The sequence below is a fragment of the Cryobacterium sp. TMT2-18-2 genome (assembly GCF_004402245.1).
Taxonomy (GTDB): Bacteria; Actinomycetota; Actinomycetes; order Actinomycetales; family Microbacteriaceae; genus Cryobacterium; species Cryobacterium sandaracinum.
In genome coordinates, this window is record NZ_SOFU01000042.1 from 19,494 (window position 1) to 40,881 (window position 21,388).

General features: G+C 67.9%; 19 protein-coding genes. 9 read left to right on the forward strand and 10 right to left on the reverse strand.

Annotated features, from left to right (window positions below; translation table 11 throughout):
- Window positions 1–52 precede the first annotated feature (52 nt).
- Window positions 53–361 (forward strand): winged helix-turn-helix domain-containing protein, encoded by a 309-nt coding sequence (locus tag E3O22_RS14910; RefSeq protein ID WP_134396449.1) that lies wholly within the window; start codon window positions 53–55, stop codon window positions 359–361.
- A gap of 28 nt (window positions 362–389) precedes the next feature.
- On the opposite strand, the gene E3O22_RS14915 is transcribed toward E3O22_RS14910, so the two are convergent.
- The gene (locus E3O22_RS14915) at window positions 390–3,578 is read right to left on the reverse strand and encodes a beta-phosphoglucomutase family hydrolase (RefSeq protein ID WP_134396448.1); all 3,189 of its coding nucleotides are present in this window, start codon (window positions 3,576–3,578) and stop codon (window positions 390–392) included.
- Between the two features lie 86 nt (window positions 3,579–3,664).
- Between E3O22_RS14915 and E3O22_RS14920 the strand changes: the two genes are divergently transcribed.
- Window positions 3,665–4,939 carry a M18 family aminopeptidase gene (locus tag E3O22_RS14920; protein ID WP_134396446.1) on the forward strand — a complete coding sequence of 425 codons (1,275 nt, stop codon included), beginning with the start codon at window positions 3,665–3,667 and terminating at the stop codon, window positions 4,937–4,939.
- 123 nt (window positions 4,940–5,062) lie between these two features.
- On the opposite strand, the gene E3O22_RS14925 is transcribed toward E3O22_RS14920, so the two are convergent.
- The 3 genes from E3O22_RS14925 to E3O22_RS14935 form a co-directional block, all read right to left on the reverse strand.
- A complete protein-coding gene (locus E3O22_RS14925) occupies window positions 5,063–5,266 on the reverse strand; it encodes a hypothetical protein (RefSeq protein WP_134396444.1) in 204 nt (67 codons plus the stop codon).
- Between the two features lie 71 nt (window positions 5,267–5,337).
- On the reverse strand, window positions 5,338–6,069 hold the full coding sequence (locus tag E3O22_RS14930) for an SGNH/GDSL hydrolase family protein (RefSeq protein WP_134396442.1): 732 nt from the start codon (window positions 6,067–6,069) through the stop codon (window positions 5,338–5,340).
- Between the two features lie 9 nt (window positions 6,070–6,078).
- Window positions 6,079–6,981, reverse strand: coding sequence for an oxygenase MpaB family protein (locus tag E3O22_RS14935; RefSeq protein WP_134396440.1), 903 nt, complete (start codon window positions 6,979–6,981; stop codon window positions 6,079–6,081).
- A 75-nt stretch (window positions 6,982–7,056) separates the two neighbouring features.
- Between E3O22_RS14935 and E3O22_RS14940 the strand changes: the two genes are divergently transcribed.
- Window positions 7,057–8,520, forward strand: coding sequence for a cryptochrome/photolyase family protein (locus E3O22_RS14940; protein ID WP_134396438.1), 1,464 nt, complete (start codon window positions 7,057–7,059; stop codon window positions 8,518–8,520).
- A gap of 344 nt (window positions 8,521–8,864) precedes the next feature.
- Here the strand turns inward: E3O22_RS14940 and E3O22_RS14945 are convergent, their stop codons facing one another.
- Entirely contained in the window at window positions 8,865–9,155 is a 291-nt protein-coding gene (locus E3O22_RS14945) for a hypothetical protein (protein ID WP_134396437.1), read from the reverse strand.
- Between the two features lie 121 nt (window positions 9,156–9,276).
- Here E3O22_RS14945 and E3O22_RS14950 point away from each other — a divergent pair, with 121 nt between their 5' ends.
- The gene (locus tag E3O22_RS14950; protein ID WP_166784671.1) at window positions 9,277–10,299 is read left to right on the forward strand and encodes a Pvc16 family protein; all 1,023 of its coding nucleotides are present in this window, start codon (window positions 9,277–9,279) and stop codon (window positions 10,297–10,299) included.
- 211 nt (window positions 10,300–10,510) lie between these two features.
- Window positions 10,511–10,801: a hypothetical protein gene (locus tag E3O22_RS14955; protein WP_134396434.1), complete on the forward strand. Its 291-nt coding sequence runs from the start codon at window positions 10,511–10,513 to the stop codon at window positions 10,799–10,801.
- On the opposite strand, the gene E3O22_RS14960 is transcribed toward E3O22_RS14955, so the two are convergent.
- Window positions 10,773–11,636: a DUF429 domain-containing protein gene (locus tag E3O22_RS14960; protein ID WP_134396432.1), complete on the reverse strand. Its 864-nt coding sequence runs from the start codon at window positions 11,634–11,636 to the stop codon at window positions 10,773–10,775. The genes E3O22_RS14955 and E3O22_RS14960 overlap by 29 nt on opposite strands.
- Window positions 11,637–11,743: 107 nt before the next feature.
- Here E3O22_RS14960 and E3O22_RS14965 point away from each other — a divergent pair, with 107 nt between their 5' ends.
- Window positions 11,744–13,231, forward strand: a complete 1,488-nt coding sequence (locus E3O22_RS14965; protein WP_134396497.1) for a sugar porter family MFS transporter — start codon at window positions 11,744–11,746, stop codon at window positions 13,229–13,231.
- Here the strand turns inward: E3O22_RS14965 and E3O22_RS16790 are convergent.
- Both E3O22_RS16790 and E3O22_RS14975 read right to left on the reverse strand, forming a co-directional pair.
- Window positions 13,197–13,907, reverse strand: a complete 711-nt coding sequence (locus tag E3O22_RS16790) for an RNase H family protein (RefSeq protein WP_134396430.1) — start codon at window positions 13,905–13,907, stop codon at window positions 13,197–13,199. The genes E3O22_RS14965 and E3O22_RS16790 overlap by 35 nt on opposite strands.
- A gap of 331 nt (window positions 13,908–14,238) precedes the next feature.
- Complete coding sequence (locus tag E3O22_RS14975; RefSeq protein WP_134396428.1) at window positions 14,239–15,420, reverse strand: MarP family serine protease; 1,182 nt, start codon at window positions 15,418–15,420, stop codon at window positions 14,239–14,241.
- 162 nt (window positions 15,421–15,582) lie between these two features.
- Here E3O22_RS14975 and E3O22_RS14980 point away from each other — a divergent pair, with 162 nt between their 5' ends.
- Window positions 15,583–16,779: a DUF4192 domain-containing protein gene (locus tag E3O22_RS14980; protein WP_134396427.1), complete on the forward strand. Its 1,197-nt coding sequence runs from the start codon at window positions 15,583–15,585 to the stop codon at window positions 16,777–16,779.
- 68 nt (window positions 16,780–16,847) lie between these two features.
- Here E3O22_RS14980 and E3O22_RS14985 read toward each other — a convergent pair whose 3' ends face one another.
- Entirely contained in the window at window positions 16,848–18,353 is a 1,506-nt protein-coding gene (locus E3O22_RS14985) for an aspartate aminotransferase family protein (protein ID WP_134396425.1), read from the reverse strand.
- Between the two features lie 4 nt (window positions 18,354–18,357).
- A complete protein-coding gene (locus E3O22_RS14990) occupies window positions 18,358–18,837 on the reverse strand; it encodes an Lrp/AsnC family transcriptional regulator (protein ID WP_134396423.1) in 480 nt (159 codons plus the stop codon).
- A 526-nt stretch (window positions 18,838–19,363) separates the two neighbouring features.
- Here E3O22_RS14990 and E3O22_RS14995 point away from each other — a divergent pair.
- A complete protein-coding gene (locus tag E3O22_RS14995; RefSeq protein ID WP_166784672.1) occupies window positions 19,364–20,458 on the forward strand; it encodes an FHA domain-containing protein in 1,095 nt (364 codons plus the stop codon).
- A 28-nt stretch (window positions 20,459–20,486) separates the two neighbouring features.
- Window positions 20,487–21,293, forward strand: coding sequence for a PP2C family serine/threonine-protein phosphatase (locus E3O22_RS15000; RefSeq protein WP_134396419.1), 807 nt, complete (start codon window positions 20,487–20,489; stop codon window positions 21,291–21,293).
- Window positions 21,294–21,388: the final 95 nt, after the last annotated feature.

Below are 21,388 nucleotides of genomic sequence, written 5' to 3' on the forward strand. Positions count from 1 at the left end.
TGTCGGGATTCACGTGTGAGGAAACAATGGTCAGTTGGGTGAGAATAGGAGAATGGCGCAGTGGACGTTATTAACCAATCACGCGCACGTGCTGTTGTGCGTGGCGGAGAACCCGAATGTGCGATTGCGCGACGTCGCGGCCCAGGTGGGCATCACGGAGCGGGCGGCTCAACGCATCGTCACCGAACTCGAAGACGCCGGTTATCTCGAGCGCGAACGGGAGGGACGGCGCAACATCTATCGCCTTAACACGGGGATGCCGCTTCGCCACCCTCTGGATCGTGGTCACCGCATTGGGGAATTGCTGGCCGCCTTCGCCAACCCCGAGGCTGCCCCGAGCGGCGTTGGCCCACAGGGATAGTGGTTTCAGGAGTCCGGGACGACCGACGCTAACCGAGCGGGAAATCGCGGGTCTCGCCGGGCGCAAGCACGGCCTCCCGGCCCTCGACCCGCACCCGGATCGGAGCGGCGCCGCCTGCCTGCAGCTGTAGGCGCACGTTGCCGGGCGTCAGTTTCAGCCGGATCGGCTGTTCCCGGTAGTTGATGGCGAAGGTGACCTCCGCGAGCTCCTTCGGCAGTACGGGATGCAGCCAGAGCATGTTCTCCCGGATCTCCAGCCCGGTGTAGCAGCGCACGACCATGTCGACCGATCCGGCCATCGCGCCAAGGTGGATGCCCTCGTGGGTGGAGCCGCCGAGGATGTCGCCAAGGTCGCTGTCGAGGGCCCGGGTCAGGTAGTCCCACGACCGTTCCCGGTCGCGCCGGGCGTCCAGCCAGGAGTGCACCACGTTGCTGAGCGTGGAGCCGTGCGTGGAGCGTGCCGAGTAGAACTCGACCGTTCGCACAATCGCCTCCGGCGGCAGTTCGTAGCCCATGGTCTCGAGCAGTTCGCGCAGCTCCTCGGCGGAGAGCAGGTAGAGCAGCATGAGCACATCGGCCTGCTTGGAGAGCCGGTAGTTGTTCGTGCTGTCGCCCTCGGCGTTGAGGATCAGGTCGAGGCGGGCGATCGAGGGATACCGGGCCCGGTAGGCGTCCCAGTCGAACTCGGGCAGGCCCTCGTAGCCCTCGAACTGGCTGATCACGCCGTCGGCGTGGAACGGCACCCGCAGCCGCAGGCTGATCCGGACCCACTGGTCGACCTCGTCCGGCCGCAGTCGCAGCCGGTTCCAGAGGGGCCGGCAGTACCGGTTCTGCAACAGAGCCACGGTGTCGACCGCGCGGCGCAGCACCCACGCGGTCATCACGTTCGTGTACGCGTTGTTGCGGAGGCCGTGGCCCGACGCCCCGGGGTACCCGTCGTGGAACTCGTCCGGCCCCATCACCCCGTCAATGTCGTAGCGGTCGTCCACCTCGTCGTAGCGGGCCAGGCTGGCGAAGAAACGAGCCACTTCGAGCAGCATCTCGGCACCCTGCTGAATCAGGAATTCGGTGTTGCCGGTGGACTGGTAATACTCCCAGACGCTGTAGGCCACGGCGAGGCCCACATGCCGCTGGTTTTGCGAATTGTCGGGCATCCACTGCTGGTTCAGCGGGTTGAAGAGGTTCGTCGGGGTCTCCTCACGCCCGTCGATGCCGCTCTGCCAGGGGAACATCGCGCCCTCGCGGCCGATGCCCCGTGCGGCCGCGCGGGCCTCGCCCAGGCGCCGGTACCGGTAGCCGAGCAGGGCGCGGCTCAGGTCGGGGCGGCGCAGGGTGAGAATCGGGTAGACGAACAGCTCGTCCCAGAAGACGTGCCCGCGGTACCCCTCGCCGTGCAGCCCTCGGGCCGGCATGCTCGCGTCGAGGTCGGCGTCGACGGCCGCCACCGTCTGCAGCACGTGGAAGGTGTTCAGGTTGAGTGCGAGCGACTGGTGATCGCTCGCGCGCATGTCCACCGCGAACTCGTCCCAGAGCACCTGCCAGGCCCGTTCGTGCGCCTCCAACAGGTCCGCCGGGTGCGGCAGGCGCCGCATCCAGAGGGCAACCGCCCGCGCCGGCGAGGCGATGGCCCGGTCGCGGGAGGTGCTGACGACGACCGTCTTCTCCACCCTGACCGGATGCCCCGGCTCCAGATCCAGGGTGAATTCGTGCGCCACCCAGCCGGCGTCGTCGGTGAGCAGGTGCCGCGGGGACTCGACCGGCTGCTCGTCCCTCTGCACCCGGGTGCGGGCCGCCAGGGCGATGTGGATGCCGGACTGCGTGGTCTCCATCTCGAGCAGCACGGTCTCGGCGTCGATTTGCGTGCCGGTGTGGGGAATCAGGTGAGCGTTGGTGAGAAGCCGGTCGGCGGCAACATTGCGGTTGAAGACCCGGCCCTCGAGGGCCGAGCGCACGGTCACCGGGCCGGTCCAGTCCTCCGCCTCGAACGTGGTGTCGAGCACGGCCACATGCGGGGCGGCCTGGGACACGAACCGCCGGGAGGTCACCCGGGTGGTGCGCCCCGCTTCGTCGCGCAAACGGATGACCCGGGTCAGCACGCCGCGCCGCAGGTCCAGCTCCTGCAGATAGGTGACCAGCTCGGTGTGGCCGACGTCGAACCAGTCCCCGTCGGCCACCCTGAATCCCAGCGGCAGCCAGCTGGGGGCGTTGACCAGGTGCTCGTCTTCGACGGTGCGCTCGCCGAGGGTCGTCTGCACCCGGTTGTAGACGCCGGCGAGGTAGGTTCCGGGGTAGTGCACGCCGTCGTCGGTGGACTCGGCCGCCGCGCCGCGAGTGCCCCAGTAGCCGTTTCCGAGTGTGCAGAGCGCCTCCCGCAGCCCCTCGGTTGCGGGGTCATAGCCGATGTAGCGCAGCAACCACGGGTCGCTGCCGGTCTCGCCTCCGGCCCAGCCGCGGTTTTTCCCGGTCAGAGCGGGGTCCAGGCCGGCCAGGTCCAGGTCGGCGAGGTCGGTGAGCACCAGATCGGCGCCGGCCGAGCGCAGCCGGTTGTCGCCCGTACGCTCCATGCCGATGACCAGGGCGAATCCGCCGCGCGCCGCGGCCTGCACCCCGGCCTCGGAGTCTTCGACGACCACTGTGCGGTCCGGCGTCACGTGCAGTCGCCGGGCCGCCTCGAGGAACAGGGCCGGGTCGGGTTTGCCGGCCAGGCGCATCCGCACGGCGTCGGTGCCGTCGACCGTGACGTCGAATAGGCCCGTGAGGCGCGCCGCGGTCAGCACGGCGGCGCTGTTGCGGCTCGCTGTCACGAGGGCCACCGGCAGCCCCTGCTCTTTCAACCGGCGCAACAGCGCCAGCGTGCCGGGGAACGCCTGCACCCCGCCGACGGCGAGCTCGCGGGTGAACAGCTCCTGCTTGCGGCCGGCGAGAGCGTCGATGGTCGCCCGGCCATGCGCCGGTTCGATCCCGCGCGAGGCTAGGAACGCACGGATGCCGTCCTCCCGCGCCCGCCCGTCGACGTACCGCCGGTAGTCGCTCTCGATTTCGAACGAAGGCACCGGCGACTTCGTCAGCCCCGGCAGTGCCTCGTCGAACAGGGCCTTCCACGCCCGGGCGTGCACGGCGGCCGTGTCGGTGACCACGCCGTCGAGGTCAAAGATCACGGCGTCGAAGGCGGCGCGGGCCGGGTGCGGCGGCTGGCTCGGCTGGCTCGGCTGGTTCATGGGCGCTCCTCTGGGCCGTGAATGCCGGGCCGTGACTGCTCGGCCCTGAATGTGGACATAGTACGCAGGGTGGTTGGATATGACCCATGACATCCACACCGGACTACATCGACGATTTCGCCGAGTTCATCACCGCCTCCCCGTCGTCGTACCACGCTGCCGCGGAGGTTGCCCGCCGCCTGGACACCGCCGGCTTCGACCGGGTGAGCGAAACCGAGGAGTGGTCCGGTGCGCCCGGACGGCGCTACCTCGTGCGCGACGGCGCGGTCGTCGCCTGGGTGCAGCCGGACGGGGCCGGCCCGACGACACCGTTTCGCATTCTGGGGGCGCACACCGACTCGCCCGGTTTCAAGCTGAAGCCGAAGCCGACCATCGGCGCCCACGGCTGGCTGCAGGCCGGGGTCGAGGTTTACGGCGGTCCTCTGCTCAACTCCTGGCTCGACCGCGAACTCGAACTCGCCGGCCGGCTCACCACCATCGACGGCACCGAGCACCTCGTGCGCACGGGCCCGTTCTGCCGCATCCCGCAGCTGGCCATCCACCTGGACCGGGACGCCAACACCGGCCTCACTCTCGACCGTCAGCGGCACCTGACCCCGGTGTTCGGGGTGGGGGAAACGAGTCAGGCCGACCTGGTCGGGCACCTGGCGGGCCTGGCCGGGCTGGCGGGAGAGGAGGTCGCCGGCTACGACATCCTCACGGCCGACACGGCCCATCCGGCCCGGTTCGGCCTCGGCTGCGAGCTCTTCGCCGCGGGGCGCATGGACAACCTCTCCTCGGTGCACGCCGGCCTGGTCGCCCTGATCGGAGCCCCGGCACCGGCCGGTCAGATCCTGGTGCTCGCGGCCTTCGATCACGAGGAACTCGGTTCCGAGACCCGAACGGGTGCGAGCGGGCCGCTGCTGGACGACATTCTGACCCGGATCGGGGCAGGACTCGGGGCATCCGTCAGTGATCGCCTGCGCGCCTACGCCGGCTCGTGGTGCGTGTCGGCCGACGCGGGTCACTCGGTGCACCCGAACTACCCGGAGAAGCACGACCCGGCGAACATGGTCGTCGCCGGGGGCGGCCCGCTGCTGAAAATCAACGCCACGCAGCGCTACGCGACAGATGCGGCGGGTGCGGCCCTTTGGGCCCGAATCTGCGCGCAGGCCGGCGTGGAATACCAGGAATTCGTGTCGAACAACACGGTGCCGTGCGGCTCCACCATCGGCCCGCTGACCGCCACGCGGCTCGGCATCCGCACGGTCGACGTGGGCATCCCGCTGCTCTCGATGCATTCCGCCCGCGAATTGTGCCACGTGAGCGACCCGGTGGCCCTGAGCGCTGCGATCGGCGCGTTCTTCGCCTCGGAGCGGTAACGACCGGCGGGCGCCGTCGGCGCGGCTTCACCCTGTGCAGCACTGCAGATGGCCGGGCAGTCGATCGTTCGCCCGGACGTGCTCGTGCTTTCTCTGGCGATAATCCTGCCGGGGGTGAGCCCGTCAGCGCGCGTAAGCCGACTGGCGGACTCCATGCGCGGGATGCCCGGAGCGGGACTCCACGAGGTCCTTGTCATCGGCGAGTTCGCAGTCGCCCTCGTGCACGATCACCGGCCAGACGATGCGCCGGTCGGTTCCGACTTGGGCTGTGCCGCCGATCCCGCACTCCCGGCAGTGGACGGTGAGTACCCAGTCGTTTTGTCTCATGCTTGGAGGTTTCCTCACGGAGAGGAAATCATCAAGGGGGTGTACTTTCGCCCCGCGATATGCGACGCAGTTCAGCGTATGCTGATGCGGCCTAGAAGGTGCTCGGCAATCGCTCGGTAGCCTGCGTCGTTGGGGTGGAAACGATCGCTCGTGCCGCCGAAGACATCCCGTCCGGCGGGGCCGCGATTGGCCTCGATCGGATAGAGGTCGTAGAGACTGACGAAGGCGCCGCCTTCTCGGGCGCACTCGTGGTCGATGATGTCGTTGTACGCGTCGGTCTCATCCGCGGTTCCCCAGGTGCCAACGCAGACGAGGGGGACGCCCGGAGACTCGGTGTGCACGCGGTTCAGGAGTGCCCGATAGCTGAGCGCGAACTTGTCGGGCGCGGTCTGGTCGAGCACGTCGTTGGTGCCCAGTTCGACCACGGCCAGGTCGAGGTTCTCCGGCACATCGACCAGCCTGGATACCGTGCGGGTGGTGGCACCGGCCCGATTCTTGTGGAATTCCTGAACCGGGCCGTCCTCTGCGAGCGCATCGACCATCAGTGGACGGAAGCCCAGGTCCTGCAGTTGCGCGTTGAGGCCGTAGCTGATCGAATCGCCCACGAACAGCACGCGCAGGGGGCGACCTTCGGGGCGGGTCACCTGCACGTCCCCGTCGGTCTCCGAAAGGTCGGGGTTGACGGCTGCGAAGATTCCCAGTGAGGTCAGAACGAGGGCAGCCAGCCCGATCACCAGCAGTCGGAAGGGGAAGCGGCGAGAGCGAGTCGCGCCCGTGCGCGAGCGGTCAGGGCGCGGAGGCATCCGATCAGTTTAGGCGGGGTTCTCGGCGGAGAGACGCGCGATACGGGCCCGGGCGGCATCCTCTGAGGTCGACGACCGGCCGAGCAGCAGGCGCACCAGGCGGAGAACGGCGCCGGTGCCCCAGACCGCCGGGAGCAGGGAGCGCCGCAGGCCGAGCAGCTCGCGGTATTCGCGGGGGATCGAGGCGACGGCGCCGGCGAACATGACCCGGTAGAAGGGCATCATGGCGGGCCGGAGCGGGGGATTGCGAATGAAGCGCACAGCCTCGGCCACGCGCTCGTCGCTCTTGAGGATGCCGGCATCCTTGAACGCATCCAGCTGTGCCTGCAGTTCGGACGCGGAGCGCGGCGGATTGTGCACGCCGACGAGTTCTCCGGCCTTGGCCCATTCGCGCACGTAGCCGTCGGCCCCGCCAGGGATGGGGTCACCCCAGATCGTGTGCGAGGCCAGGAAGGCGTCGGTGAAAACGATGTGCACCCAGGCGAGCAGTTCGGGGTCCCCGGCGGCATAGGGGCGCTCGATGCCCTGGGCGTCGCGGTAGGTGCCGGTGACCCGGTCGTGGAAGCGCCCCACGCGGGACGACTCGTGCTCGGCCAGGGTCGTGTCGGCGAAGGTCACGGTGACGAGCCACTGAATGGTGCCGGAGAGCCGCCCGAGCGGGTCTTCCCGATAGCGCGACCAATCGTGTACGCCGGCCATCGCGCCGGGATGAAGGGTCTGCATCAGCAGGGCACGGATGCCGGCGACCATCGTTGCCATCCCACCGTGCACGGCCCAGGAGGCGGAGCCCGGACCGAAGAAGCCGATATCGTCGCCCTCTTCGATTTTTTCGACCCACTGCGGGCGACCTGACCCGTTCCCCGAAAAGGTCACCAGAAGGTGCGACCGCCAACTGTCCACGAACCTGCCCATGGACCGAGGCTAACCCGTCGCGGCTGAGCATCGGCCTCGAACCTCGCGTGCGGCACGGCATCTAGACTCGAAGCCATGGCAGTGCCTCGCTTTCTCTTCGCCGACCAGCTCGGCCCCCATTTCGATGACGGCGGACCGATCCTGATGGTGGAGTCGGTCGGCGTTCTCGGTCGGCGCCCCTACCACCGAGCCAAAGCGCACCTCATTCTCACCGCCCTCAGGCACCGGGCCAGGGAGCTCGGTGATCGAGTCGAGTACCTGCGCGCCGAGCACTACCGGGATGTGCTGGCCGGCCGTGACCTCGAGGTGGTCAACCCCACCTCGTGGGGTTCCCGCGCGTTGGTTCACGAGCTCGGCGCGCGGGTGCTGCCCAGCCGCGGCTTCGTGACCAGTGAGGCCGACTTCGCCGTCTGGGTCGCGGGGAGACCGCCATCCCGGCTGATCATGGACCAGTTCTATCGCCATGCCCGCACGGAAACCGGGCTGCTCATGCGCGGGCCCGATCCCGAGGGCGGCCGGTTCAACTTCGACCACGACAACCGTCAGCCGCCGCCGAAGGGAGCGGTGGGCCTGGGGCTGCCGGACCCCTTCCATCCGGTGGAGGACGACATCGACGAGCAGGTGCGCGCCGACCTCGACCGGTGGCAGGCCGAGGGGCGCATTCGGCTGATCGGCGAGGACGGACCCCGCCGGTTCGCCGCCACCCGGGCGGAAGCACTCATGGCGCTCGCCGATTTCGTCGAGACGCGTTTGAGCGACTTCGGCCCCTTCGAGGATGCCTCGCTGCTCGGGGACGAGACGATGGCCCATGCCAGGCTGAGCGTTCCCCTTAATTTGGGGCTGCTACATCCGCGGGAGGTGATCGACGCCGTCGTCGCCGCGTACGAGGCCGGGGGAGCCCCGCTGCAGAGCGTGGAGGCCGTGGTGCGCCAAATCATGGGCTGGCGGGACTGGGTCTGGCACCTGTACTGGCACCTGGGTGAGGACTACGTGCGGCGCAGCAACCACCTCGAGGCGCAGGTGGCCCTGCCGCGGGAGTTCCTCGAGCTCGACGGCAGTTCCGTGCGGGCGAAGTGCCTCAGCCACGTGCTCGACGAAGTGCGCCGCACGGGCTATGCGCACCACATTCAGCGGCTGATGGTGCTCGGCAACTGGGCGCTGCAGCGCGGTTACCAACCGGCCGAGCTCACCGAATGGTTCACGAACGCCTTCGTCGACGGCGCCCCGTGGGTGATGCCCGCCAATGTGGTCGGGATGTCCCAGCACGCCGACGGCGGGATCGTCGCCACGAAGCCGTACGCCTCCGGGGGCGCCTACATCTCGAAGATGAGCGACTTCTGCGGCGCGTGCACGTTCAACCCGAAGAAACGGTTGGGCGAGGACGCATGCCCGTTCACCGCCGGGTACTGGGCCTTCCTCGACCGGGTGGAGCCACGCATCCGAGGCAATCACCGTATGGCGCAGCCGCTCGCCGGACTGCGCCGCCTGGTCGACCGGGAAGAGGTCGTCGAGCAGGAGCGTGCACGCACCGAGTGGTGAGCGTCGCCCGTGGGGCGCCTCGTGAGTCCGACGCGGCCCTTCTGGGCCATGAACCGTTTTCCCAGACCACCGAACCACGCCCAAGAAACGACACACCCCACAAAACGACCCGAAGGACACCCCACCAGGCAACCGGCTCTCTACCGTGCGCCGGCCTCCATAAGGTGCGCCGCGACGCGTGCAGGGGTCTCGCCGCGGAGGGCACGCGGGAGGGAGACCTCGGGAGCGCGTCATCGGGACGCGGTCGTCGCACCGAGGTTCGCTGCGGCTTGATCCGCATCGGGAAGGGGGGAGGAGTGCAGCGGCGGGTGAGGGTCTACCTGGGCCGGTTGCCGCGCACGCGGCTACCTGACCTCGGTCGGCCAATCGGTCACACCGGCGAGGGCAGCCTGCACTGACAGTGCCGAAGCCCGGGCCTGCGCGGCCCCGTGGGGGTTGAAGACATCGATCGCGAGCGGCGGGCCCTCGCCGAACTTGGGAATCTCCACTTCGACGCGACCGCCGCCGACGAGCGGCACGAACGGATGTGCCGTCCCGGCATCCCGCACGGTCGACCCGGCCGCCTCCGCGATCAGCCGCAGTGCGTCGGGCTTGGTGACGTGGGCCTGGGCCACGATCGTTGCCGAGTAGTCCATGGAACTCCTTCACTGCGGCGGATACCGCGAGGAACACATCTATCGAAGCAGGCTACGGCATTCACGGGACCGGCACCGGGCCGGTTCCGCCGTGGCGCAGCCGAACTCCTCGACCTGGTTGGTGAGCCGGAGTACCGTGGCTCTGGCTGCTCACTTTCGCATCCAGAAGCTCTCAGAAGCCGGGGTCCCCATGTCGTCGCTCACCAACTACGGCCAGGCCATCGCCTCGACGACCGTCGCGCTCCAACGACTGCTGTCTTCCCCGCCGATCGGGTTGCAGGTCACGGCCTACGCGCTCGGCGCACCCCGCACCGGTGTCGCCGGCCCCTCCATCAACCTGTTCCTCTACTACGACAGCCTGATCAGTTATCGGGAGGAGACCCAGCGGGGACCCAGCCGAGTGATTTCGGAGCTGCACTACCTGGTGAGTGCTTTTCCCGGCGACGACGTCGACACGGATGCCGGCAGCCACCGTGCCTTCGGTGCAGCGCGCGCCGCCATCGAACGCCATCCCGTGCTGAACGTCCCGATCGGCTCGGCAGACAACCTGCAGGTCTGGCTCTCACCCTCGCCGCTGACCAACGAGGTGCTGACCTCCCTCTGGCTGGCATCCAACGCGCCGCTGCGACTGTCCTTCGGCGTGATGGCCTCCTTCACCCTGGACGCAGCCGAGCGCACGGCAGTGGTCGGCACCGTCCGTGATGTCGTGAAGCTGGCCGGGGCAGGTGCGCTCGCCGTGTTCACGGGAGCGGATGCCGTGGCGAAGGCCGAGGCCGCGGCATCCGTCGCGAACGAACTGGGCAAGTCTCTTGTGACGGTACCCCTGAACGAGGTCGTGGGAGCCAGCGCCGCCGCCACTGAGGACAACCTCGGCCGCATCTTCGACCAGGCCGAACACCGCGGCGCCGTGCTGATGATCGCCGCGTCCGACCGTCTGTTCGGGGTGCGGCCGGAGGTGCTCGATGTCGACGACCCCTACTCCGGGTTGGAGATCGGATCCATCCTCGACCTGCTCGGCCAGGCACCGAGCGTCGTGATCATTGAGTTGACTCATCCAGCCGGGGACGAGCTGGCGGACCGGACACCGGTCGAGGTGCGCTTTCCGGAGCCGGAGCCGGATTCCGCGTCGGCCACCGGGGACTGAGCGCGTCGGGGCCGAACTCCGGGTCAGACCTCCCGACCAGGAGGTGAGTGTCAGGAACGCGGGCGGTGCCAGAAGTGGGGCGCGCCAGATCATGGTGGGCCTCGACTCTGTCGGGACGTCGGGCGTGCCTTGACCTGAGGACACCTGCGACCAATGGACAGCTGCGATCAGTGTGGACACCTGTTCGTGCGTACCCGCCTACGCTGACTGGATGCCGTCTTTCCGTATCACCCTGATCATCGGTGCTCTCCATTCGGGCATCGCCCCGGACTCCGTCCTGCCGCACCTGACGGCTGCCGCCGCGGAGCTGACGACCGTGGAGGCATCCGATCTCGCCGTGGTGGCCGGTTCTCCGCGCGCGATCGTGCGGTTCACGGCGGATGATGCCGCGATGGCCCTCCTGGTCGGCGACCGAGTGCTCGCCACGGCTCGCACCCGCGTGGAGCCGGTGTCGTGGCAGGTGACCGAGCGGGTCAGGACGCGCTGGTACCCGGTGCGGTGACGAGCCGCGCCCCCTCGTCGCCGCGGCGCTGCTCCGGCCGGGCCGGCGCGATGATGGTCGGTCGGTGACCGAGCTCCGACACGGTGTCCGAGGCGCCGAGAACCTGGCAGCGCTCCGTGCCCCGGTGCCACCAGAGCGAGGCCGTCCAGGCGCAGAGCAGGGCGTCGATCAGGTCTTCGCGGTGTTTGTAGGCTCGGTCGACCAACGGTGAATGCTCCGTTACCAGGGCGTCCGAGACGGGATGGGAGCCCAGGTCGAGCGGCGGCGACGCTCGGGTGAGCCCCCAGATCCGCTGGATGAGGTCATCGCAGACCATGGCCCGCTTCGTCCGGCGTTCGTCCGGCGGAAGGGAGGTGCCCATGCGCTTGTAGCGGGGTCGCTTGTCGAGGTAACCGAACTCCGCCGCGCCCACGAGCGTCGTGTAGGGGTAGCACTCGAAGAAGCTGGGGGTGGCCTTATCCACCGGCGCGAGGCCGTCGGTGTAGGTCCAGCCGGAGGCTTCCAATCGGCGTCGGATCGTCACCCCGCCTGCCCAGGGGCGGCCGAGGTTCGAGGCGTTCGCGGAGACATGCCAGCGGCCGTAGCGACTGCCGGTTTCCCGCTCGCACAGGCGCATGCCGGTGGGGTTGTTCACCACCAGGGGCGCGTCGACCGCCAGCACGGCGCCGGGTTCCCACAGGGAGTCGATCCAGCGCATCACGGCATCCGTGCCGCGGGCCCAACCGGCGTCGAGCACCCGGCCGGTCTCGTCGATGCACGCCAGGCCGGATTCATTGGCCGGTTTCGACGTGCTGCCTTCGGCCCAGGCCAGGTCAACTCCGAGGAATCGAGTCATGGGTCATGGATAGCACAGGGAGCTGACGGGCGCAGGTTCCGCCGAGGTTCGGCACCCTGTCGTTGGGGCGTAGGCTTTTTGGATTGTTCAACAATGAGACAGAGGCCTTGACGATGACCGAGACTGAGAAACCATCCACGAACGGAAAGGTCATCGCGCTGGCGGTGGCGGGAGCCTTCGGCGGGTTCCTTTTCGGGTTCGACGCGTCCGTGATCAACGGCGCGGTGAATGCCATTCAAGACGAGTACGCGCTCACGGCGACCCTCACCGGATTCGCGGTCGCGAGCGCGCTACTGGGTGCCGCAGCCGGGGCCTACCTGGGCGGCCGGGTCGGCGATCGCTACGGTCGAATCCCGGTGATGCTTCTGGGCTCGATCATGTTCTTCGTCAGTTCGGTCGGTTCCGCCTTCGCCTTCAGCATCTACGACCTCGTGCTCTGGCGCATCGTCGGCGGTCTCGGCATCGGGCTCGCATCCGTGGTGGCCCCGGCGTACATCGCCGAGATCTCACCGCGAGCCATTCGGGGACGCCTCGGATCGCTCCAGCAACTCGCCATCACGATCGGTATTTTCTCCGCTCTACTGTCCGACGCCGTGTTCGCCAACACCGCGGGAGGCGCGGGTGAGCCCTCCCTGTTCGGGATCGACGCCTGGCGCTTGATGTTCCTGGCCTGCGCGCTGCCCGCCGCCGTGTACTTCGTGATCGCGAAGATCCTTCCGGAGTCCCCCCGGTTCCTGGTGCTGAAAGACCGTGAGACGGAGGCCCGCGCGGTCTTCCAGAAGGTGTGGCCCAACGGCGATGTGGACCGCGAGATCCGCGACATCCGTGCCTCGATCAAGGCCGACACTCTGGGTCAGCGTTCCGGGTCACTGCGCGGCACGGCCTTCGGCCTGCGCCCGATCGTCTGGATCGGCATCCTCTTGTCGATGTTCCAGCAGTTCGTCGGCATCAACGTGATCTTCTTCTACTCGACCACCCTGTGGAAGGCGGTCGGCTTCGAGGAGTCGAGCTCGCTCACCATCTCGGTGTTCACCGGCCTGACCAACATCGCGGTTACCTTCATCGCCATCGCCCTGATCGACCGGATCGGACGTCGGCCGATCCTGATGACCGGTTCCATCGGTATGACGCTGTCGCTGGCTACGATGGCGATCGCCTTCAGCCAGGCGGTCACCGTGAACGGCGAGATCAGCCTGCCCGGTGCGTGGGGTGGGATCGCCCTGGTCGCGGCCAACGTGTTCGTGGTCTTCTTCGGTGCGTCCTGGGGCCCGGTGGTCTGGGTGCTGCTCGGCGAGATGTTCCCTAACACCATCCGGGTGAAGGCGCTCGGCATCGCCGCAGCGGCCCAGTGGATCGCGAACTTCCTGATCGCCGTCACGTTCCCGCCGCTGGCGGCAGTCTCGCTGCCCATGACCTACGGCCTGTACACGCTGTTCGCGGCGCTGTCATTCGTGTTCGTGCTGACCAAGATTCCGGAGACCAACGGCATGTCCCTCGACGAGGCGAACACCCTTCTGCCGCCGAAGAACGCGGCGAAGAACGTGGCGAAGCAGACCGAGGTCAGATCAGGCCGTGAAGAAGTTCTTCGACGCTGACGCCGAGCCTGGCGGCACGTTCGGTCAGACGCGCGTGCTCGTCGGCGGAGAGTTCCAGTGACACGGTGTGGGAGGCATCCAGCTCGTCGAACGCGAACAGCTTCGGATGCGACGGGCCGGCCGGCAGCTTCAGGGTGGCGGTAGGCGAAGCGACGGTCCGTGCTTTCGTGGCCGAGGTCAGCGCGGAGCGCCGAACGGGTGCGGCATCGCCCTCCCGCACCCAGCCGGGGCCGGCTTTGATCGGCGCGTTCCGCTGGTACGCCTCCGACACGGCTCGGGCCCTGCTGTCCGCGGCCTCGTTGAGCGGGTGGTTAGCGTGGCCCTTGACCCATTCGAACCGGTAGCGGCGTCCGGCCAGAGCTTCGTCGAGCTCCTGGAGCAGGTCCAGGTTCATCACGGGCTTGCCGTCCGCCTTGCGCCAGCCCTTGGCCTTCCAACCGCGCATCCACTTGGTGATGGAGTTGATCACATACTGGCTGTCGCACAGCACGAGCAGGTCGTCGTCGAGGTGGGCGGTTGCCCGGAACAGTTCGAGCACGGCCTTCAGTTCGCCCTGATTGTTCGTGGCGTGCTTCCAGCCGCCGGCGGCCCAGCAGGAATCGTTGACGAACCAGGCCCATCCGGCGGGGCCGGGATTGCCCAGGGCCGAACCGTCGGCGGCGGCGATGATCGTCATACGGTGGGACCTTTCCTGTGGTCCCGCTGGTTCAGGACCTGTCTAGTCTGCCATCGCGGACCAGATGGGTGAGTGCTCATGGCCGCCGGCGCTGAGAGTTCGCGGACGGGGGTTTGCGACTGGCTCTTCCGCCCACCCCGAACGAATCCGACGGAGATTCTGCCGGAAACCACGGGTCACCCCACTCCGAAAGAGCAGTCTTACGCGAGAACCTCCGTCGAATTGGTTCGGTACCCGGTGCGGCGTTCCGCTTTGGAGCACCAGAGTCCACCGGGCACAGTCAGTTTTGACCGTAGGCAGCGACACAGTCAGTCGACGCGGACTCACTCAGTTAGCCGCTGATGCAGGTGCCGGACGAGACCGGGGAGCCGAGCGTGGCGGCCTGCTCTGCGACCGGGTCGACTTCCTCCATGGCGAGGGCGTAGCCGAGGTTCTCGGTGGTGGTCGACTTCGCGAAGATGACGCCCGTCACGATGCCGGCCTCGCTGAGCAGGGGGCCGCCCGATTCGCCGTGGTCGACGTCGGCAGCCAGCGTGTAGATCTGCCGGGAGGACGGGTCCTGCCCGTAGATGTCGGCGACCAGGGCTGGGGCCACGGCGACGACCTCGGCCGGCGCCGATTCGAATGGCCCGCCGAAGGGATAGCCGCTGCTCACCGCGAGGCTGCCCGGCGGAAGATTGTCGCCAAGGGAGAGCGGGGGAGCCTCGAGCCCCGGCACTGCGATCACGGCGAGGTCCACGATCGGGTCGAAGTAGACGATCTGACCAGAACGGGACCTGCCGTCGGGCGTGACGACGACGGGCTCCTCCACCCCGGCGACGACGTGAGCGTTGGTGAGAACCCGATCCGGAGCGATCACGAAACCGCTGCCGGACTGGTTCTGTCCGCACGCATAGGCGGTGCCGTTGATCTTCATCACCGACGCGCTCGCCGCGCGCAGGGCGTCACTGTCGGTGCCTACGCTCGGCACGACCGGGGCCTCGCCGTTGAAGGCCTCCACGACACGCGGGATGCCCTCGGTTACAACGATGGAGCGCAGTTGGGCCAGGAAGCTCTTCACCTGATCGGGGGTCAGGGAGTCGATCGAGCGGATCACGCTCGACGAGCTCACCGCCGACGACACCACCGGGACCCCGAGGGCACCGATGCTGAAGGCGATCATCGAGACCACGAGGGCCGACACCGCGACAGCTGCGCCGGCGCCGAGCACGCGGTCGACGACCCGGAGCTTGTTGCGAGTGCCCTGGGGAGTCAGGATCCTGCCGATGGAGCGTCCGAGCGAGAGGCCGCCGATCAGCAAAACAGCTGCGGCCGCGAGGGTCGCGGCCGTGCGCCACTCCGCGGCGGGAACCCAGGTGCCCACGAGCGGCACCAGAAAGTAGGCCGCGACGGCACCCGCTGCGAGTCCGGCGATTCCGGCGATGCTGCCGATGAGGCCGCTGCGGTATCCGGAAATCAGGTAGCCGAACAACACGACCAGCAGCAACACATCCAGAAAGGTTGAAAATGCCATCCGTGCACCTCGTTCTGTTGTCGGTGTCGTGCGCTTGCCCACCGGCCGCATCCGTCTGTTCCAGAGTACGTGGCCAGTCCTCCCCAGAATGTGAATCCGCCGAGTCGTGCACCGACCCGACCCGGATCGGGAGGTGGAGGCGGTTCTGGAGAGGGTGGACCCATGAACAGGACAATCGTCAAGACCAGGGAAGCACATGACTTCCTCGCGCTCGTGCCGCAGCTCGCCGGGTTCTTGCCCGAGAAGAGCCTGGTGCTCGTCGCCTTCCGCGGCAACCGCACCTGCGGGGCGATGCGGTTCAACCTGCCCGACCCTGCGGCACCGGAGAAGGTGCTCAAGCGCATCGCCACCACGCTCGTGGGAACGCTCTGCAAGATCCCGGACGTCGACGCGCTGGTGCCCGTCGTCTACAGCGACGAGAACATCGTGGCTGTGGCCGGCCTGCCGCAGGAACGCTTCGTCGAGGTGCTGTGCGCTCGCGCCCGGCTCTCCGGGTTCCTGCTTCGCGACGCCCTGTGCGTGGCCGCCGACGGGTGGGGCTCGTACTTCGACCCGGACTGCCCGGCCGGCGGGCATCCGCTCCGCGCGATCGCCGCCTCCGAGGTGCACCGGGCCATCCCCGAAGAGGTTCGCCGCGACCTCGCGACGCTGCAGAGTCGCGCGGACCTGCCGGCGGTCGACCCGTCGATGAGAGAGCGGCTCGGCCGCCGGCTGGCGCGCTATCAACGCCTCGGTGGCCAGGCCGGCACGGTGCCGGAACTGCTTGAGTTGGCCGGCGACATCCTCGACCCGGTGGTGGCCGCGGAGGCGGCGCTCGATTGTGACCCGCAGAACCTGGCGCTTGACGACGCGGCCGCGTTGCTGTTCCTGATGCAGGGGCCGGCCTGCCGGGACCAGATGATGCTGCAATTCGCCTTCGGAGAGACGGTCGGCCGCAACACGCACTGCCTCAACCTGCGGTATGCCATCCTGCAGCGATCCACGGGGCGGAGCCTGGACGACATCATCGCTGAGGAGCAGTCCGACGGACTCGACAGCCCGCACTCCCGGGTCACGAGCGACCTTATGCTCGGGCTCGGCCGGGAGCGCCCCGACCCCGAACGCATCGAGCCGGCGATCCGACTGCTGAAGGTGCTGGTCGCTCTGGCGCCGCGCACGGCCAGACCGGCGCCGCTGTGCATGCTGGCCTGGCTGTCGTGGGCGATGGGGCGCGGGTCGGTCGCCGGAATCTTCGTCGACCAGGCACTCGCCATTGACCGGCACTACGGCATGGCTGAGCTGCTCCACACCGTTTTCGGTTCGGGGCATTTACCAGACTGGGCGTTCGCGGTCCCTCCGGACGAAACCGAAAACGCCTGAGCCGAATGCCACAATCGGACTTCCGGCGGCAGGTGACCGGCTTCAGGCATCCGGTTGGCCGGTAGCGGCTACAGGTACTTGGGCGCCTCCGACAGCACGCCGTACAGGATGTCGCCGATCTCACTGAATTCGGCCGGGCCGATCGTCAGCGGGGGAGCGAGCTGCACGACGGGGTCGCCGCGGTCGTCGGCACGGCAGTACAGCCCGGCCTCGAACAGCGCCTTGGAGAGGTAGCCGCGCAGCAGGCGCTCAGACTCGGCGTCGTTGAAGGTCTCCTTGGTGACCTTGTCCTTCACCAGCTCGATTCCGAAGAAGTAGCCCTCGCCGCGCACGTCGCCGACGATCGGCAGGGCGAGCAGCTTCTCCAGCTCGGCCCGGAAAAGCGGCGAGTTCTCACGCACGTTCTCGTTGAGCTTTTCCTCCTCGAAGATATCGAGGTTGGCCATGGCCACGGCCGCGGAAACCGGGTGGCCACCGAATGTGTAACCGTGATAAAAGGTCGTGTCACCGTGCTTGAAGGGCTCGTAGATGCGGTCGCTGATAATGGTGGCGCCGATCGGGGAGTAGCCGCTGGTCATGCCCTTCGCGCAGGTGATCATGTCCGGCTCGATCCCGAAGGTCGTGGACGCGAACATGTTGCCGATGCGTCCGAAAGCGGTGATGACCTCGTCGGCCACCAGCAGCACGTCGTACTGGTCGCAGATCTCGCGCACCCGCTTGAAGTAGCCGGGAGGCGGCGGGAAGCAGCCGCCAGAGTTCTGCACGGGTTCCAGGAACACCGCGGCCACGGTCTCCGGGCCCTCGAACTGAATCATCTCTTCGATGCGGTTGGCGGCCCACAGGCCGAACTTCTCCACGTCGTCGCCGAACCCGGAACCCAGCTCGTCGGCGCGATAGAAGTTGGTGTTCGGGACGCGGAATCCGCCGGGGGTGACCGGTTCGAACATTTCCTTCATGGCCGGGATGCCCGTAATGGCCAAGGCGCCCTGCGGGGTGCCGTGGTAGGCCACGTTGCGGGAGATGACCTTGTGCTTGGTGGGGCGGCCCTGCAGCTTCCAGTAGTACTTGGCCAGCTTGAAGGCGGTCTCCACGGCCTCGCCGCCTCCGGTCGAGTAGAAGACCCGGTTGAGGTCGCCGGGCGCGTTTGCGGCCAGACGATCGGCTAGCTCGATGGCGCTCGGGTGGGCGTAGGACCAGATTGGGAAGAACGCGAGTTCCTCGGCCTGCTTCGCCGCCACCTGGGCGAGCCGCTTGCGGCCGTGGCCGGCGTTGACGGTGAACAGCCCGCTCAGGCCGTCGATGTACTTCTTGCCATTCGAGTCCCAGATGTGGTGGCCGACACCCTTGGTGATGATCGGCACGCCGTGGCCGGATTCGAGCACGGACTGGCGCGAGAAGTGCATCCAGAGGTGGTCTTTCGCCTTCTGCTGCAGGGTGGCGTTCTCTGCATCCGTGTAGACGCGGGGGGTGGCCGACGCCTCGGCTGTGGTGTCGCCGGTGCTGTCGGTGGCAACTTCGGCGGCGACTGCGGTGTCGGACGCGGCGGAGTCGGTGGTGGCTGATGTGATTGTCATTTTCTTACCGTGTTCCCCAGTTGTAGAACTGCTTGTGGAGTTTGAGATAAACGAAGGTCTCGGTGGAGCTGACGCCCTCGAGACCACGGATCTGTGAATTAAGTAGGTCGATCAGCTCGTCGTCGTCCTCGCAGACAACTTCGACCAGCAGGTCGAAGGATCCGGCCGTCAGGACGACGTAGTCGACGGCCGGAATGGCGGACAGTCGGTCCGCGAGCAGTCGAGTGTCCCCGGTCGCGCGGATGCCGATCATGGCCTGGCGGAAGAAGCCCAGCTGCATCGGGTCGGTGACGGCGACGACCTGCATGACGCCGGCATCCGTCAATTTCTGCACGCGCTGTCGCACTGCGGCCTCACTCAGGCCCACCGCCTTGCCGATTTCGGCATACGAGCGTCGGCCGTCGTTCTGGAGCTGCTCGATGATCTTCTTCGAGACCTCATCCAGTGGGGCCGGCCTGCCCGCATTGCGCCCGTTTACGCTCATCCAGCGAGTATGCCAGCGGGAGTGACCTCAGGCAAGCGATTCCGCAGCAATTCACGCCAAACACAACGGAATCCTTGGAAGATTGCCTGGTTCAGGCTCGTTTCCCGCCGCTGGGATGGTCGCTGATGGGGAGGTTCCGAGGGCCATCGAACCACTCGGGAGTCCCGTGAGCGCTCGCGACCTTCGCAATGTCGTCAACGGCGGGCACCGTCGAATTCGTTCGGGACGGAGTTGATCCTCGGCTCGGCTCGGCTCGGCTCGGATCGACGTGGTGGCCGGAACGGACGTTCATCCCGCGCCGCGGTTCTCTGCTCGATTGCGGCGGCGGCGGGAGCAGTCGCCTGGTCGCGGAGATGCCGCACGGCGGATTCACGCACTCCGGCTACGGTAAAGACGTGTCGATGTACGTGCTCGAGGACTACACGCGAATCACGCGCGCCCTGTCACTTATTGACCACCGACCTGAACGGCCACTGAATCGGCGTCCGAATATTGATCGTCAACGTAACGGAAAGGCACCATTCCCGTGGGGCGCGTCGGATACGAAACCGGTCTCGGCACCGAAGCCGCCTGGACCTTCGTCGTGGGGCGCGGCTTCATCGCCGCACTGCCCGCCGGCACCCCGTCGGGCATCACCCTGACCCTGGCCGCGCTCGTGACGGCACCCCACGTCGAAGCCGAAGAGCTCGTCGCCCTGTTGCCGCTCGGTGGCGAGCACGCCGTCGAGCATTTTGCGGTGATCATTCAGCGCGCTCCCACGGACGAGGACGGCATCCCGGTCTCCGTGGTCGTTCGCGGCGAGGTCGCGGTCGACGTGTACTCGGTCGGTGGGTCGCGCCGGTTCTCGGACGTCAGCATCCGCCCCTGGCTGCTGGCCGACTTCCGGGCCGTGACCGGTTTCACGGTGGGTTCCACCGGGCGACCCGTAGCCTCCTCGCGCGCCCTCGACTCCGGCCGGCCATTCGGGCTCGGATCCGTGTTCGCGAACACGCTGTTCTGGTCGCTGGCAGAGCACAGCCAGGCCGAGGCAGCGCAGGCCGACGTAGCGCAGGCCGACGCTGCGCTGACTGACGCCGGGCTGACCGACGACTCATCTGCCGACGATGCCACGATCGTGCGCTCCGGCGCCCCGGGCCGCGCGGCGGGCGCCGACACCGTTCTCACCGGCCCGGCCGGGACCGACACCCTGATCACCGACGTGCGGGCGCCCGGGCAGCCCGCGTCCGGGCCTGCGGCCGGCGCACGGGCCCGGGCCGCCGAGGCTCGCTTCGCGTTCCGGCTGCCGAACGGGGAGGAGATCCCGCTGGACCTTCCCTGCCGGCTCGGACGCCGACCGCGAGCGCCGCGCATCAGTGGCGACGCGCCGGTGCGGCTGATCGAGGTTGCCTCGCCCACCTCCGCCGTCTCCGGCACCCACGTGGAAATACGACAGGAGGGCGGCTCTGTCGTCGTCACCGACCTCGGTTCCACGAACGGCACCGTGGTGGCTCCGCCACGCGGGCGCAGGCAACGGCTTCATTCCGGCCAGTCGCTCGCAGTGCTGCCCGGTACGACGGTGCACTTAGGGGACGGTAATATCATCGAGATCCTCCCCGCAGCCGGCAACACGCCCGGTCAGTAATCGCACGGCAATTTCGGAAGGCACAACCGTGACCCAGATTGGTCAAGGCTCAACCGGTTCCATCGTCGTACTTCCGTCGGTGCAGAAGACCGTGACGCTGGCCTGGGCGGCGATCACCGACACCGGGCACCGCCGCCAGATCAACGAAGACAGCCTCGTCGCCGAAATTCCCGTCTTCGCGGTTGCCGACGGCATGGGCGGTCACTCCGCCGGCGACGTCGCCAGCGCCGCCGTCGTGACCCGACTGGCCGAGCTCGCCGGAACGGACCACGTCGAAGCGGAGGCGATCAACGAAGCGCTCAGCCGTTCCGTCGTCGACATGGCCTCGGGCGAGGGTGTTACCGACCTCGGCACCGGAACGACCGTGACGGGGGCCGCGCTGGCCGTCGTCTCCGGCGAGCCGCAGTGGATCGTGTTCAACATCGGCGACTCCCGGGTGTACCAGCTCACCTCCGGCGTGCTGGAGCAGGTCACCACCGACCACTCCGTGGTCCAGGAGCTTGTGGACGCGGGCCGGATCACCAGGGACGAAGCGGATGTGCACCCGCACGGCAACATCGTCACCCGCGCCGTGGGCTTCCACGAACCGCCCGTGCCCGACTATCGCATCCGCCCCCTGCAGGCCGGAATGCGGCTCCTGATCTGCTCCGACGGCCTGACCAAGGAGCTGACGGCGTACGGCATCCGTCATTTCTTGATCTCCAACCCGCGGGCGGATGACGCGGCCAGGGCTCTCCTGGAAGCCGCGCTCGACAACGGCGGCCGCGACAACGTCACGGTGATCGTGCTCGACGTGGTCGCCGTCGACGATGTCGTACCCCCAGAGTTGGGGTAGTTTTCTAGCGTCCGTCCGGCAGCGAGACACCTAAAATTAGGGGACGCCTGTCGAGTCACCCGGTCGATTTGCGCCTACTCACGCACGACCCGCAC

Coding starts and splice junctions, on each gene's coding strand:
- E3O22_RS14955 (WP_134396434.1), top strand. CDS start 10,511: ATGCCGTCTTTCCGTATCACCCTGATCATCGGTGCTCTCCATTCGGGC.
- E3O22_RS14925 (WP_134396444.1), bottom strand. CDS start 5,266: ATGAGACAAAACGACTGGGTACTCACCGTCCACTGCCGGGAGTGCGGG.
- E3O22_RS14975 (WP_134396428.1), bottom strand. CDS start 15,420: ATGGCATTTTCAACCTTTCTGGATGTGTTGCTGCTGGTCGTGTTGTTC.
- E3O22_RS14920 (WP_134396446.1), top strand. CDS start 3,665: ATGACATCCACACCGGACTACATCGACGATTTCGCCGAGTTCATCACC.
- E3O22_RS14980 (WP_134396427.1), top strand. CDS start 15,583: ATGAACAGGACAATCGTCAAGACCAGGGAAGCACATGACTTCCTCGCG.
- E3O22_RS14935 (WP_134396440.1), bottom strand. CDS start 6,981: ATGGGCAGGTTCGTGGACAGTTGGCGGTCGCACCTTCTGGTGACCTTT.
- E3O22_RS14910 (WP_134396449.1), top strand. CDS start 53: ATGGCGCAGTGGACGTTATTAACCAATCACGCGCACGTGCTGTTGTGC.
- E3O22_RS14960 (WP_134396432.1), bottom strand. CDS start 11,636: ATGACTCGATTCCTCGGAGTTGACCTGGCCTGGGCCGAAGGCAGCACG.
- E3O22_RS14940 (WP_134396438.1), top strand. CDS start 7,057: ATGGCAGTGCCTCGCTTTCTCTTCGCCGACCAGCTCGGCCCCCATTTC.
- E3O22_RS14945 (WP_134396437.1), bottom strand. CDS start 9,155: ATGGACTACTCGGCAACGATCGTGGCCCAGGCCCACGTCACCAAGCCC.
- E3O22_RS14985 (WP_134396425.1), bottom strand. CDS start 18,353: ATGACAATCACATCAGCCACCACCGACTCCGCCGCGTCCGACACCGCA.
- E3O22_RS14990 (WP_134396423.1), bottom strand. CDS start 18,837: ATGAGCGTAAACGGGCGCAATGCGGGCAGGCCGGCCCCACTGGATGAG.
- E3O22_RS16790 (WP_134396430.1), bottom strand. CDS start 13,907: ATGACGATCATCGCCGCCGCCGACGGTTCGGCCCTGGGCAATCCCGGC.
- E3O22_RS14930 (WP_134396442.1), bottom strand. CDS start 6,069: ATGCCTCCGCGCCCTGACCGCTCGCGCACGGGCGCGACTCGCTCTCGC.
- E3O22_RS14915 (WP_134396448.1), bottom strand. CDS start 3,578: ATGAACCAGCCGAGCCAGCCGAGCCAGCCGCCGCACCCGGCCCGCGCC.